Origin of the sequence: Brevibacterium oceani, from assembly GCF_013623835.1 — a bacterium.
In the GTDB taxonomy this organism is placed as follows: domain Bacteria; phylum Actinomycetota; class Actinomycetes; order Actinomycetales; family Brevibacteriaceae; genus Brevibacterium; species Brevibacterium oceani.
Genome location: NZ_JABKDE010000004.1, coordinates 118,619 through 131,936, shown reverse-complemented (window position 1 = coordinate 131,936; position 13,318 = coordinate 118,619). Strand labels below are relative to the sequence as shown.

The following is a 13,318-nucleotide window of genomic DNA, read 5'->3' as shown; positions in this document are numbered from 1 at the left end:
CTCACTTCTTCTCGGGACGGGTCTTCTCGGTGGAAACTTCGATGAGGGTGGGCACTCCGCGGCTGGCACGGTCGGCCGCCTCGGCGAGCAGTCGGTCGAGGTCAGCGGCAGTGTCCGCGTGTTCGGCGGTCATACCGTAGCCGCGCGCGATGGACACGAAGTCGACCTCGCCGAGGTCGAGCCCGGGTGCTTTGTCGACGCCGAGCATGTCCGCGAACCAGTCGAGTGCCCCGTAGGTGCCGTTGCGCAGCAGGACGATGATGACGCCGATGTTCTCCTCGACGGCGGTGCGCAGCGCGGAGATCGAGTAGTGCGCGGAGCCGTCGCCGATGATCGCGACGACCGGGCGGTCGGGGTCGGCCAGGGCGACACCCATGGACGCGGGCAGTCCCCACCCGAGGCCGCCCGAGGCGGGGAAGAAGTAAGAGCCGGGCAGGGTGAGGTCCATCTGCGTCCAGAAGGCGGCGTTCGTCGACGTCGATTCGACGACGAAGCGGGTCACGCGTGGCATCGATTCGCGCAGGCTCGCGAAGACCTCCTCCGGGTGGAGGACCTCATCGATCGCCGAGGTAGCCGGACCGGGAATGGCCCGCGCCGTGGCCGTTGTGGCTCGGTCGGCGGCTGTGGTCGGGGTGACGTCGAGGGCCTCCGCCAATGCGAGGATCGTGTCGACGGGGTCGGCGATGAGGGCATCGCCGAGGGGGGCTCGGGCGGCGGCCGCGGAGTCGTCGTCGATCTGGATGAGTTCAGTGGTCTCGGGCAGGTATTGGCCGGGCTGCCATTGGTGGTAGCGGAAGACGGGGGCGCCGATGACGAGCGCGAGGTCGTGGGCGCCGAGGATCTCACCGATCGGGGCGATGCCGGCGGGCAGGACTCCGCGGAAGTTCGGATGCTGGTTGGGAAACGGCAGGCGCGGCAGCGAGGGCGCGGCCCAGACGGGGAGGTCGAGGGCCTCGGCCAGCGCGATGCATGTGTCCCAGGCACGGTCGTCGTCGACGTCCGGGCCGAGCACGAGCACCGGTGAGGACGCGTCGCGCAGTTTGTCGGCAAGGGTGGTGATGGCGGCAGGGTCGACGGTGCGGGCGGAGGACACGGTCCGGCTCAGTTGGGCGACGACCTCGGCGGGCACCTCGGCGTCCCAGTCGTCGTAGGGCACGGAGAGGTAGACGGGACCGTCTTCGGCGGCGAAGACGGATTGGGAGAAGGCGCGGGGAACATCGGCTGCGCTCAGCGGTTCGAGCGCTTGGTGGACGAGGGGTTCGGCGAGTTTCGTCGCCTGGACGTTGGCGAGCATGACCTCGGGTCCGACCATGTCACGGACCTGCTGGCCGGCGGTGATGACGAGCTTCGACTTCGAGATCGCCGAGTTCGTCAGGGCCCCGAGTCCGTTGCCGGTGCCGGACGCGGCATGGAGGTTGATCAGGGTGGGCCGGTTCGTGATCTGGGAGTAGCCGTCGGCCATCGCCACGACTGTGGCTTCGTGGAGGCCGAGGATGTAGCGAGCGGGCAGATCCTTGAGGAAGGGCAGCTCATTGGAGCCGGGATTTCCGAACATCGTGGTCATCCCGTGGAAGGCCATGAGTTCGTGGACCGCTTGGCGTACCGTGACTGTCGTCATCGACGTGATGCTCCTTGTGATGGTGGATCTGCGGGCACAGTCGATTGCGGACTGTGGTGCATATCTCGCCACATTAGTGACACGGACCACGGGGAGCCATAGTGGTCCCATTGATCGAGAATTTTGGGCGAGAACCGCTAGACTCCGGGGTATGGCGAACTCCCCGTCCGGCGACTCGATGATCGATCGACTCGTCCGCGTGCTCGCGTCCTTCGACCCGGATCATCAGAGCCTGGGCGCCGAGGAGATCGCCGATCGCGCCGACCTGCCGAAGTCGACGGCCTACCGGCTGATCACCGACATGATGCGCCATGATCTGCTGCAGCGCGACCCGACCGGGCGGATTCGCATCGGCGTGGGCATGTGGGAGCTGTCGAATCGGGCCTCGGATGCCGTCGATCTCGCATCGGTGGCCCGCCCGCACATGATGGCCGTGCACGAGTTCGTCGGTGAGAACACCCAGCTGGGCATTCTGCGGGAGCGTGAGGTGCTCATCATCGAGCGGATGTCGGCGCCGAACGCTGTCATCCACCGGTCGAAGACGGCCGGGCGCCTGCCGGCGCATGCCTCTTCGTGTGGGTTGGTGCTGCTGGCCTATGCACCGAAGCATGTGCGGGAGGCGTATCTGCGCGGGCCGTTGGCGGCGATCACGGAGAAGACGACGACGGATCCCGCAGAGCTGCGCAGGATGTTCGCGTCGATCCGTTCGCACCATTTCGCTGAGCTCTCCGGTCATATCGACGAGGGCACGACGGGCATCACGGTCCCGGTCTTCGACGCCGGCGGCCTGGCCATCGCCGGGCTCGGCGTCGTCATCGATTCGGAGCACCGCAAAGGAGTGCCCGCGATCATGCGGGCCTTGAGGACAGCCTCGGCGAGGATCACTCAGGACCTGGCGGCCGAGGATACGGTCTCCACGGGCTGAACCGTCACCGACCGCAGGTGCACCTCATCGATCAGATGGAGAGTCCCAGGACGAGCATCACCACCGCGAGGAAGGGAAAGATGCCCTGTTTGATCGCCGAAGCGACGAGATCGGCGTTCGAGAACAGCAGGACGAAGGCGGCTGCGAGCATCGATCCGACTCCGGTGAGGACGAGGGTATAGCCGACCTCGGCGGCACCGCCGGAGACGCAGAGGATTCCGATGATCACGGCCACTGCGAGGAAGAGGTTGTAGAAGCCTTGGTTGTAGGCCAGGGACTTCGTCGCCTCGGCCTCGTCGGGGGTGGTGCCGAAGGTCGCGCAAGCGCGCGGACTCGTCCAGGCGATGGATTCCATATAGAAGATGAAGACGTGCAGAGCTGCGGCGAGGCCGGCGAGCACGAGGCCGATGATGGTCATGCGCGGGCCTCGTATCTGGCTCGGCGCTTCGCGGCTTCGACCTCGCGATTCTTCGGCGGCGCATTCGTCACCAGGGCATCGAGGAGGTGGCCAGTGATGTGGGCGATCTGCTCGACCGCCTCGTAGAAGGCCTCGGCATTGGCTTGGGAGGGCTTCGTCGTGCCGGCGATCTTGCGCACATACTGCAACGCCGCTGCATGGACCTCTTCCGAGGTCGCCTCCGGTTCGAAGTTATGGAGTGTCCTGATGTTCCTGCACATGATCCAACGGTACGCGGTGGCACTGAACCAGACCAGAGGTCAGGGGCGGGACATCGCATCGGCTCGATAGACTGAGCCCACGATGGAGACAGGAAGAGAGATGAAGACAGTGGTTTCGGCGCTTTCGCCGCGTCAGGTCGAGAGCCTTCGCACGCTGCGCCAGGACTTCTCCCAGATGATCATGCAGCACCGCTTCGTCGTCGAAGAGCTCCTCACGAAGATCTCGATCCTGCGCGAGGAATCCGCGTCTACGCACAGCTACAACCCGCTCGAGCACATCTCCTCACGCGTGAAGTCGCCGCGCAGCCTGCTGGAGAAGGTCTACCGCCGCGGCCTGCCGCTCGACATCGAGACCATCCGAGAGAAGATCACGGACATCGCGGGCATCCGCATCACCTGCAGCTTCGTCGCCGACACATATCATGTGCTCGAGCTGCTGACGGCGCAGGACGATATCCGGGTTGTGGAGATCAAGGACTACATCGCGAACCCGAAGCCGAACGGATACCGCAGCCTCCACGCGATCCTCGAGGTGCCCGTGTTCCTCAGCGGCGGTCCGGTGCCGGTCATCTGCGAGGTGCAGATCCGCACGATCGCGATGGACTTCTGGGCCAGCCTCGAACACAAGATCCACTACAAGTTCGACGGAGATGTCCCCGACCGACTCGTCGATGAGCTCACCGAGGCGGCCGCCGCATCCGATCAGCTCGACCGGCAGATGGAACGACTCCACTCCGAGGTCCGCAACGGTGATCCCGATGTCGACTCCGGGGAGGACTTCGACGAGGAGGCTCTGCGGATCCTGTGGGAGCTGAGTCGGCGCGAGGGCTGAGTCGGCGCGAGAGCTGAGCTCTCAACGGCGCTTCGGACGGTAGGTTCGGCCGAAGCTGCGCCGGTTGGCCTCGTCGATCTCGACGAGCTCCCAGTCGACACGTCTGCCACCGGGAACGTCGAAGATCCGGGTTCCGTCGCCGAGGAAGACCGGGGCGACGTAGACCTGGAGTTCGTCGATGAGGTCGGCCTCGAGCGCCTGCCGGGCGATATCGGCGCTGATGATCTGGATGTCGCGATCGCCGGCGATGGCCTGGGCCCGGTCGACCGCCTCGGTGATTGGGCAGTTGAGCGCCGTCACCGAGGCATCCCCCGCAAGCTCCTCGGGACGATGGGTGAGGATGAACTCCGTCCCCGACCACGCTCCTCCGTACGCTTCCGACGTCAGCTCGTCCCGTTCGTCGGCCTGCGCCGCAGCAGCGTCGTAGCCGCGACGGCCGGAGATGATGACGGCGACCTTTGCGGCCATGTCGTCGGTGAACCCCTCCGCCATCGGCTCCGAGGCCGAGAGCCACGACATGTCGTGGTCGGGCCCGGCGATGAACCCGTCGATCGAGCAGGTGAAACCCCATGCCACTGTTCCCATCGCTCCCCCTCGAGCATCAGTGATTGCAGAATGCAACTGCGGACAGTCAATCACGTCCGACCCGCTCGATCAATGGCTACGAGCTCGATCAATGCCTGGGTGAGCAACGAGACTCACGCACGAGGAATGCCACCTGCGCATCCCCAGTTGAACTGGATACGGGCCGAATGATCCCGGCCCGTCACAGCAGACGAAAGAAGGCAATGGCAATGGCAGACTTCACGAACAAGATCGCACTCGTCACCGGCGGGGGCTCCGGACTCGGTGAAGCCATCAGCAAGGACCTCGCGGCGAAGGGCGCGAAGGTCGTCGTCACCGACATCAACCTCGACGCCGCACAGCGGGTCGCAGGCGAAATCACCGAAGCCGGCGGAACCGCCTCGGCGATCCAGCAGGACACGAGCGTGCGCGAAGACTCCGAGAAGGTCGTCAGGTTCGCCGTCGACACCTACGGCGGACTCAACTATGCGGTGAACAACGCGGGTATAGGCGGCGTCAAGGCTCCTGCAGGAGAGACCGACCTCGACTCGTGGGACAAGGTCATCGACGTCAACCTCAACGGCGTTCTCTATGGGATGCGCCACCAGATCCCGGCCATGCTCAAAGCGGGCGCGACGGACTCCGCAATCGTCAATATGGCCTCGATCCACGGAACGGTCGCGGCGATCAACAACGGCGCCTACACGGCCGCCAAGCACGGCGTCGTCGGCATCACGAAGAACGCCGCCGCAGAATACGGCGCCGAGGGTCTGCGCATCAACGCGGTCGGACCGGGCTACATCACGACGCCCCTGCTGGAGAACAGCCTCGACGCCGAGACCCTCGAAGGCCTCAAAGCCAAGCACCCGCTCGGACGCCTCGGCACCGCCGAGGAGGTCGCCAAGGTCGTGAGCTTCCTGCTCTCCGACGACGCCTCCTTCGTCACCGGCGCCTACTACCTCATCGACGGTGGCTACACCGCGGTGTGAGCCGTTGCGGCGGTAAGTCCGGGATCTCTGACTCGGCGACGTCACTTCATGGCAATATGTCAGGTCGTCGACCAAGCTTGCTGGACTACTGCCGCCGCCTCTGAGGCGCTGACCTTCGGTCGGCATTGGTGAGCCAGCGCGCTTGCCCATTGCTTCTCGGAGGGAACACCGTCGAACGAAACTGCCTCAGGACTCGTCAATGGGCCATGCCGTGAAAACAATCTGACAGCGTCAGCATCGATCATGTCGTGAGTCGCCATTGCCCACATATCGTAGAGATCTCGAGCGGCTCTCCGGTCGTTCCAGGCCGAGAGCTTCGCAGCAGCGAAAGCCGGAGGGGTGAGGACTCTGAGCTGAGCTGGAGGAGCATCGCTGTACCGCTGTTCGATGCGTCGCATCTCCGATGGCCAGGCCGGGTATCCAGTCTGTGACAGAAGCTGTATCTGGATGCGCGTCTCGTCGATTGCCATCACCGAAGGTTCTGGATGACGCGTTTCTACCAGCGCCGGGGTGAACTCGGGGACGCCCACTGTTCGACGCAGGTTCTTGACGATGGCCCGCTGAATGGCAGCCGCCATCGCGCTGCGATGACCCTTCGCGATCAGATCGATGTCTTCGGACAACCTCAGATCCGGAAGATACGTCCGAGTCAACGCCGTACCTCCGAAGAAGACAACGTCGTCCGCTACAGATGCCGCGAGTGCGCCGAGCGCATGAGAGATGACATAGTCACGTCTTACTTGCGATTCGGCGACCTCGAACTTGTTCGCGAAGAAGACTGCCTCGTCCTCGTCAAGCATGACCATGAGGTCCTTCCTGCGATGTGTATTCCACAGGGTTCATGAGGCTCCCCGCCTCGAATCCAAGATACTCCGTACTCGGTCATTCACTCGCGGAGCGGTCGCGACAAGATCTCTGAACTCGGTGACATCTATCTGCGGGAGCAGGTTTCGAGCACCTTCTACCGCAGCCTCGGCGTCGCCGCCCTGTGCCGGACGCATCAGGAGATCGTAGAGGGTCTGTTCTCTTGTTGCGATCAGTCCAGAACCGAGCTCGGTCCGCTGCAGCACTGCCTCAACTCGCTCCAACTCCCGATAAGCGAAATGCACTGTGCCAGTACCGACTTCCAATGGGCGCCTTCCAGCGACCGGGACCGCCACTACCGTAGCCCCCACAGAGCGAGGAATCGCACCCCAGAATCTCGCAGCCCCAAGCCCCATGAGGATGGCATTGCGGCTGCCGTGACGCGCCGTTGCTACGGCGAGTCCGGCGATCTCCAGACTCGGCGACCAGGTCCTGGCGTCTCGGCCATCGGGAGGTGCTGTGTAAATTCCGCGCGCTAAGCGCTTGAGTGCGCCCTGGTCGACGAGTTCATCGAGCACCCGCCATGAGTTGGAGCCGAGGCCGCGAGCATCCTGATAGCGCATCGTGCGCATAGGTGAGCGCGCGACGGCTCTCAAGAAGCTGATTGCTTCAGCCATGACATCACCTCCAACTATGCAAGAATATACCCTATCGGTATATATGTGCATAGTTCGCTGGCCTCGATCGCACTGCAACGTTCAACCCCACGCCATTCCGATTTATTGTCAGTCAACCTCCGTCTCCTCCCACCCAGAATCTTTACGACTCCCAGGACCCTCTCTGCTTTGAGGAGTAGCGTCGAGGCAGAGCCCAAACGGTTTGGACCATGATCGAGATCGAAGGTGATCGGTGATGAGCCGGTACAACGTCAATGGCACTCTGAAGAGTCTGCCGGTCCGCCTCGGGAAGTCAGCAGCGTTCTTCTTCCTCCTCGGAGTCCTCGGCTTCCTCCTCGTCAAGATCGTCGGGCCGATCCTGCAGACCGGACCCGAGTACGTCGTGGAATCCGTCATCTCCGGCGTCCCGCTGCTCCTCGCGGCCGGCTGCGCGATCGCCGCGCTCAGCGTGAAGGCAGTCGCCGGTCTTCGCCACCGACCGGCGTGAGCAGTCGTCCCCTCACCACTGATCGTGGTCGAAGACCTGGCAGAACACACTCGTCATCTGCTCGCTGAAGAGGACGAACTGGATCTCACCGATCGATTCCCAACGCCCACGCGACCGGCCCTCGACGATGACCGAATGAGCCGCCTCGGCGACCTCCCTGGGCGACCATCCATAGACGCCGCCACCGATGGCGGGGAACGCGATCGAGGTGGCACCGACCTCCTCGGCGAGGTTGAGGCTCGATTCGAAGCACGACTCGAGCACCTCGGGATCGGCCTCACCGGCGTTCCGATTCGGCCCGACCGTGTGGATCACCCAGCGGGCGGGCAGGTCACCGGCAACCGTGGCCACCGCCTGCCCCGGCGGCAGACCGCGCACATGAGTGGTGCGCCTGACCTCGCGGCAGGCCTCGAGCAGTGCGGGCCCGGCCGCACGGTGGATGGCTCCGTCGACCCCGCCGCCACCAAGCAGGCCCGAATTCGCCGCGTTGACGATCGCGTCGACGGCCACCTCGGTGATATCGCCTTCGAGAACCGTGATCTTCATGCCTCGAGTCTAGACAGCCCTCCGGACGTTGCCCACCGCCGGGCGTAGCCTGGAGTCACTGTGAAGGAGGCTTCATGTGCAGGCTACTCGGTTTCATCTCCCCTACCCCGACGACCGCCGCGGATCTCATCGGTGCCGATGAGTGCCGGCAGTGGCAGTCCATGGGAAGCCTCCACGATGACGGGTGGGGCACTGCGTGGATCGACACCGGCACCGAGGCGGTCGCGCGGTTCCGTACACCCACCGAGGGTGCCGACGATCCGCGACTGACCCGTGTGCTGAACACGGAGGCCACGGACGGTCGGATCTGCCATCTGCGGATGGCGACGACGGGGCTTGCCGACCTCGAGGAGAACACGCATCCGTTCCTCGCCGATGGCGTGGCGATGGCGCACAACGGTTCGGTCCACCCGATCGAGAGGCTGCGCGAATATGTCAGCCTTGACGAGATCGACGAAGTCGGAGGCACGACGGATTCGGCGATCGTCTTCGCCCTCGTCCTTCGTCGCCTGCGCCAGGGAGAGTCACTGCTCGACGCGGTGACCGGGACCGTGCGGATGCTGCGGGCCGACTTCGATCATCCGGGCATCAATCTGCTCTTGCTCACTCGTGAAGAGATGATCGTCGTCCACGCGACGGCCGGCACCGAGGTGCCCTATCTGCAGGGGCCGCTGCCGCCGGACCATCACGACCACTACTACCGGATGAGCTGGCGACGCTCGGCCGAGAACGCAATGATCGTGTCCTCCTCGGGACTCGAACATCGCGGTTGGAGTCTCATCGAGCAGAACACGATCATGCGGCTGACCGTCTCCGACGGCGCAGAGACGATCGTTCGGCTGTAGCCCGGCTGCGGGTCCAGCTCAGGCCTTCTGGACGGTGATGGTCCAGCTGGCGTCGGTGACGCGGTCGAAGTGAGTGACGGGGTAGCCGTTCTCGGCCGCCCACTGCGGGATCGCCTCAGTGGCCTGCGTGCAGTCGAAATTGATGACAAGTTCGTCACCGGCGTTCAGACCGGTCATGGCCTCCTTCGCTTCGACGAGAGGGAAGGGGCAGACCTGTCCGTCTGTTTCGAGTACTTGCTTCATACCGTCCTGCTTTCCGCCGCGGGCGCTGCGGCCTGCGACTGCTTGGGTTTGATGGTGGCCTTGGCCGCGATTCCGGCTCCCACGATCATGAAGACCACGGACACCCAGCCCTGGTACTGGAACTGTGCGGTCGAGACCATCGCGTTGCCGACGGTGCAGCCGCCGGCGATGGCCGCGCCGACACCCATGCCCATGCCGCCGATGATCGACTTGATGATTGTGGCCTGATCGGGGACGCGGATCCGGAACTCTCCGGAGGCCTTGGCGGCGATGAACGACCCGATGAGGATGCCGATGACGAGCATGACACCCCAGTCGATGAGTTCGGAGTCGCCCGTGCTGAGGTAGCCGACGAGGTTCGCCGAGGGGGTCGTGATGCCCAGCCCGGAGTTGCGTCCCGTCGCTGCCGAGAGCGGCCAGGCGATCGTGGCGATGATGCCGATGACCACGGCGGTGGCGAAGGGATTCCAGCGCTTCTCCGTGAGCAGGTGGGCCAGGCCGGTCTTGCGCGGAGGCAGGGTGGCCATCGGCGCCTTGAGCTTGCGCGCGTGGTGAACGGTCAGCCAGATCGCGATCGCCGAGACGACGATGACGAAGACCCAGGGACTCAGTCCGGTGCTCGCCTGCAGGCTTCCGTTGTCCAGAGTGATCGCGCGGATGCCGTCGGTGAATCCGGCGGCGGGTCCGAGCTTCATGATCGCGGAGAACAGCGCATAGAAGATCAGCGCGAACCAGCTGCCGACGAGCCCTTCACCGGCTCGGTAGTAGGTGCCTGTCGCACAGCCGCCGGCGAAGACCATCGAGAAGCCGAAGATGAGGCCGCCGACGATCGAAGCGAGCCACGGGAACGGTTCCGCTTCGAGGGTGATGACACCGAAGGTGTTGAGCAGGAACAGTCCGATGGAGTGGACGGCGATGAGCACGATGAGCGCGGAGAACCAGCGCGTGTTACCCGTCAGGGTGAGGTCGCGGAACGCCCCGGTGACACAGAAGCGTCCGCGCTGGAAGACGAAGCCGAGAACCAGCCCGACGACGAGTCCGGTGATGATCATAGAACCGCTTTCTCTGTGAGACATGGCCGCAGGCGACCACAACAAAGCCCCATTTTGCTCAACAATCCAGATTTCGTCAACCACAGCCGCAAGCACCGCCACGCAGTGGTCTCGGTGTGACATGGATCTCACCAAAAGTATCTTGACGTCAAGATACTTTTGGGAGCATGCTTAGGAATACCTAACCTAACTAGGAGAGGTCACAATGACAACGACATTCACGCCCCGCACAGCTCAGACAGCGACAGCGGAGGCAACACAGACAGAAGTCCAGTCACTCGCAGAATTCGTCGACCGGGCCTCGCTGGACATGCTCAGCGAGCAGGCTCACGAACAGCTGAAGATCCGCGTCCTCGATACGATCGGCGTCGCCATCGGCGCCCTCGACGCTCCCCCGCTGCAGGAGATCAGAGCCCTCATCGAGGACCTCGATGCCGGGCAGGGAGCCACACTCATCGGCGGCGGCCACGCCAGTCCGGACCATGCCGCGTTCTTCAACTCGGCTCTGAGCAGGTATCTCGATTTCATGGATGCCTACCTCGCGAAGGGCGAGACGAATCACCCCTCGGACAATATGGGCGCGGTCCTCGCCGCTGCCGAGCACGCCGATGCCAGCGGTGAGGACTTCCTCACGGCCTTCGCCGTGGCCTATCAGATCCACGCCCGACTCTCGGATGTCGCTCCGGTCCGAGACCTGGGCTTCGACCATACGACTCAGGGTGCCTTCGCCGCCGGCGCCGCCTCGGCGAAGGCCCTGGGTCTGAACGCGGCGCAGATCGCGAACGCCGCAGCTATGGCCGGCACCGCCAATGTGGCGCTGCGCGTGACCCGGACCGGGGACCTCAGCCACTGGAAGGGGCTGGCGTATCCGCACGTGTCGAAGGAGGGAGTCTTCGACGCCCTGCTCGCCGCACACGGGATCACCGGCCCGGCTGAGGTCTTCGAGGGCAACAAGGGCTTCAAGGCCCTGGCCGGGGACTTCGACCTCGACTGGTCGAGAGAGGACCTCGAGAAGGTCACGGGCACAATCATCAAGAAGCACAATGCGGAGATCCACTCGCAGTCGGCCCTCGACGCCGCGCAGGAGATCCGACGCCAAGAGGGATTCCGCGCCGATGCCATCGCCAGCGTGGAGCTGACGACCTTCGACGTCGCCTATTCGATCATCGGCGGAGGTGAGGAGGGCGACAAGCGCACGATCCGGACGAAGGAGGAGGCGGACCATTCGCTGCCGTGGATGGTCGCGGTCGTCCTCCTCGACGGGGAGCTCAACCCTGCTCAGTACGAGCCGGAGCGCATCGTCGACGACGATGTGCAGGACCTCATGCACAAGGTGACGATCACACCCTCGCAGGAGTTCAGCGACCGCTTCCCCGAACACATGTGTGCCGACCTCGTCGTCACCCTCGGCGACGGGACGACGTTCCGGGCGAGCACCGATGACTACGACGGCTTCACCACGAATCCTCTCGACTGGGAAGGCGCGCGTCGGAAGTTCGACGCCCTGACCTCCCCCTTCGCCGAGGCGGCTCTGCGTGATGAGATCGCCGACCTCGTCCATGACCTCGAGAATCATCCGATCCGTGAGCTGACCCGGGTCCTCGCCCAGGTTCCTCAGACTCGCAGCTGAGGCTGCGTCACCCGCCGGAGATCCCGGCACCCCTGCCGACAGATGATCGGCAGCCCCGCCGATGAATCGTCGGCATCCGAAGAAAGGAATCACCATGTCGAACGCCATCGATTTCGATGTGTCCATGAACTTCGTTCCCCGCGCCTACCGCCCGGCCAAGCCCCGCACCATCGGGATGACCGAGATCCGCGCACCCTACTACTCGACCTTCGGCACCCGGCATCTGCAGGACGTCTTCGACGTCGCCGGTCAGTGGGTCGACGGCATCAAGTGGGCGGGCGGATCGTTCTCGCTCGTCCCGGCCGACCAAGTCAAGGCCTTCAGCGACATCGCTCATGAGAACGGCGCGTATGTGTCCTCGGGCGGCTGGATCGAAACGGTCCTGCGCTACGGAGACGACGCGGTCGACCAGTACCTCAAGGAGGCCAAGGAGGTCGGCTTCGACGTCATCGAGATCTCGACCGGCTTCATCATGTTGCCGACCTCGGGGCTGGAGCGTCTGGTGGAGAAGGTCGTCAAGGCCGGGCTGAAGGCGAAGCCGGAGCTGGGCATCCAGATCGGCTCGGGCGGAGACTCGGGCGAGGCCGAGCTGGCAGCGGAGTCCGCGAAGGACATCGGCGACCTCGTCGACCGCGGCAAGCGTGCTCTGGATGCCGGAGCCTCGATCATCATGATCGAGTCCGAGGGCATCACGGAGAACGTCGACGAGTGGAACACCGCCGCGGCCGCCTCGATCATCAACGGACTCGGGCTCGAGAACGTCATGTTCGAAGCCGCCGACGGACCGGTCTTCGAGTGGTACATCAAGAACTACGGAAACGAATGCAACCTGTTCGTCGACCACTCGCAGATCCTCCAGCTCGAGGGCCTGCGCCAGAACATCTGGGGCAACAAGTCGACCTGGGGACGGGTGATCAACCCGGCTCCGTGAAGATGGTCAGCGGCATAGCTGACATCGAGCTCGGGGTGTCCTTTCACGAGGGCACCCCGAGCTCCTCTCGTCACGTGAGGTTGCGGCAACTTCCACTGAGCCCAGCGATCAGCCCAGCATTGCTCGCTACGGAAGCGGCGTTCGACCGCCACCCACTCGCGTGCCGGGTTTGGAAAGCTATCTCCAGTTCTGTACCGAGACCCAGCAGTCCGCCGAGGAGGTTCGTGGGGACGTCTGTCGTATAAGAACCGTCGCCACTCGAGGTGGTGTTCGACGCGAGGCTGAACCCCGTGATGGGAGCCAGAACGGAGCCGAGTCCACTGGTCGATGCAGTGACGTCGATGTCGCCGAGTTGATAACCTGCCGGTGGCTTCCAATAGACCCGAACGCGAGCGCCGAGTCCGAGGACTGATATGTAGGCGCAGTTCCTGGTCAATACGGGTGTGGGCACAGTTCCGGCCTGAAACGCACCCTCGCTCGAGTCGGCGTCTTTCCAC

Annotated in this window: 16 protein-coding genes; 7 read left to right on the top strand and 9 right to left on the bottom strand. The window is 64.3% G+C overall.

The features are described from left to right. Nucleotide 1: 1 nt before the first annotated feature. Nucleotides 2-1,618, bottom strand: coding sequence for a benzoylformate decarboxylase (gene mdlC, locus HK401_RS10040; protein WP_181274533.1), 1,617 nt, complete (start codon nt 1,616-1,618; stop codon nt 2-4). Between the two features lie 151 nt (nt 1,619-1,769). Between mdlC and HK401_RS10035 the strand changes: the two genes are divergently transcribed. Continuing rightward, nucleotides 1,770-2,543: an IclR family transcriptional regulator gene (locus HK401_RS10035; RefSeq protein ID WP_181274532.1), complete on the top strand. Its 774-nt coding sequence runs from the start codon at nt 1,770-1,772 to the stop codon at nt 2,541-2,543. A gap of 31 nt (nt 2,544-2,574) precedes the next feature. Here the strand turns inward: HK401_RS10035 and HK401_RS10030 are convergent, their stop codons facing one another. Continuing rightward, nucleotides 2,575-2,961, bottom strand: a complete 387-nt coding sequence (locus HK401_RS10030) for a DUF1304 domain-containing protein (RefSeq protein ID WP_181274531.1) — start codon at nt 2,959-2,961, stop codon at nt 2,575-2,577. Then, on the bottom strand, nt 2,958-3,221 hold the full coding sequence (locus HK401_RS10025) for a DUF2277 domain-containing protein (protein WP_181274530.1): 264 nt from the start codon (nt 3,219-3,221) through the stop codon (nt 2,958-2,960). Before HK401_RS10025 ends, HK401_RS10030 begins: the two co-directional genes overlap by 4 nt. A gap of 100 nt (nt 3,222-3,321) precedes the next feature. On the opposite strand from HK401_RS10025, the gene HK401_RS10020 reads away from it, so the two are divergent. After that, on the top strand, nt 3,322-4,053 hold the full coding sequence (locus HK401_RS10020) for a GTP pyrophosphokinase (RefSeq protein WP_181274529.1): 732 nt from the start codon (nt 3,322-3,324) through the stop codon (nt 4,051-4,053). Nucleotides 4,054-4,074: 21 nt separating this feature from the next. Here HK401_RS10020 and HK401_RS10015 read toward each other — a convergent pair whose 3' ends face one another. Beyond that, nucleotides 4,075-4,638, bottom strand: a complete 564-nt coding sequence (locus HK401_RS10015) for a dihydrofolate reductase family protein (RefSeq protein WP_181274528.1) — start codon at nt 4,636-4,638, stop codon at nt 4,075-4,077. 209 nt (nt 4,639-4,847) lie between these two features. Between HK401_RS10015 and HK401_RS10010 the strand changes: the two genes are divergently transcribed. Next, a complete protein-coding gene (locus tag HK401_RS10010; RefSeq protein WP_181274527.1) occupies nt 4,848-5,606 on the top strand; it encodes an SDR family NAD(P)-dependent oxidoreductase in 759 nt (252 codons plus the stop codon). A 59-nt stretch (nt 5,607-5,665) separates the two neighbouring features. Here the strand turns inward: HK401_RS10010 and HK401_RS10005 are convergent, their stop codons facing one another. Then, on the bottom strand, nt 5,666-6,412 hold the full coding sequence (locus tag HK401_RS10005; RefSeq protein WP_181274526.1) for a nucleotidyl transferase AbiEii/AbiGii toxin family protein: 747 nt from the start codon (nt 6,410-6,412) through the stop codon (nt 5,666-5,668). A gap of 33 nt (nt 6,413-6,445) precedes the next feature. After that, a complete protein-coding gene (locus HK401_RS10000) occupies nt 6,446-7,087 on the bottom strand; it encodes a type IV toxin-antitoxin system AbiEi family antitoxin domain-containing protein (protein WP_181274525.1) in 642 nt (213 codons plus the stop codon). A 235-nt stretch (nt 7,088-7,322) separates the two neighbouring features. On the opposite strand from HK401_RS10000, the gene HK401_RS09995 reads away from it, so the two are divergent. Beyond that, nucleotides 7,323-7,574: a hypothetical protein gene (locus HK401_RS09995; RefSeq protein WP_181274524.1), complete on the top strand. Its 252-nt coding sequence runs from the start codon at nt 7,323-7,325 to the stop codon at nt 7,572-7,574. Nucleotides 7,575-7,586: 12 nt separating this feature from the next. On the opposite strand, the gene HK401_RS09990 is transcribed toward HK401_RS09995, so the two are convergent. After that, nucleotides 7,587-8,120, bottom strand: coding sequence for an O-acetyl-ADP-ribose deacetylase (locus tag HK401_RS09990; protein WP_181274523.1), 534 nt, complete (start codon nt 8,118-8,120; stop codon nt 7,587-7,589). 74 nt (nt 8,121-8,194) lie between these two features. On the opposite strand from HK401_RS09990, the gene HK401_RS09985 reads away from it, so the two are divergent. Beyond that, on the top strand, nt 8,195-8,965 hold the full coding sequence (locus tag HK401_RS09985; RefSeq protein ID WP_181274522.1) for a class II glutamine amidotransferase: 771 nt from the start codon (nt 8,195-8,197) through the stop codon (nt 8,963-8,965). Nucleotides 8,966-8,983: 18 nt separating this feature from the next. Here HK401_RS09985 and HK401_RS09980 read toward each other — a convergent pair whose 3' ends face one another. Both HK401_RS09980 and HK401_RS09975 read right to left on the bottom strand, forming a co-directional pair. Then, nucleotides 8,984-9,208 carry a sulfurtransferase TusA family protein gene (locus HK401_RS09980; protein ID WP_166970007.1) on the bottom strand — a complete coding sequence of 75 codons (225 nt, stop codon included), beginning with the start codon at nt 9,206-9,208 and terminating at the stop codon, nt 8,984-8,986. Further along, nucleotides 9,205-10,260 (bottom strand): YeeE/YedE family protein, encoded by a 1,056-nt coding sequence (locus HK401_RS09975; RefSeq protein WP_181274521.1) that lies wholly within the window; start codon nt 10,258-10,260, stop codon nt 9,205-9,207. The genes HK401_RS09980 and HK401_RS09975 overlap by 4 nt, the downstream gene beginning before the upstream one ends. A gap of 205 nt (nt 10,261-10,465) precedes the next feature. Between HK401_RS09975 and HK401_RS09970 the strand changes: the two genes are divergently transcribed. Together HK401_RS09970 and HK401_RS09965 are read left to right on the top strand one after the other, a co-directional pair. Then, entirely contained in the window at nt 10,466-11,890 is a 1,425-nt protein-coding gene (locus HK401_RS09970; RefSeq protein ID WP_181274520.1) for an MmgE/PrpD family protein, read from the top strand. A gap of 94 nt (nt 11,891-11,984) precedes the next feature. After that, nucleotides 11,985-12,821, top strand: coding sequence for a phosphosulfolactate synthase (locus HK401_RS09965; protein ID WP_166970001.1), 837 nt, complete (start codon nt 11,985-11,987; stop codon nt 12,819-12,821). Nucleotides 12,822-13,318: the final 497 nt, after the last annotated feature.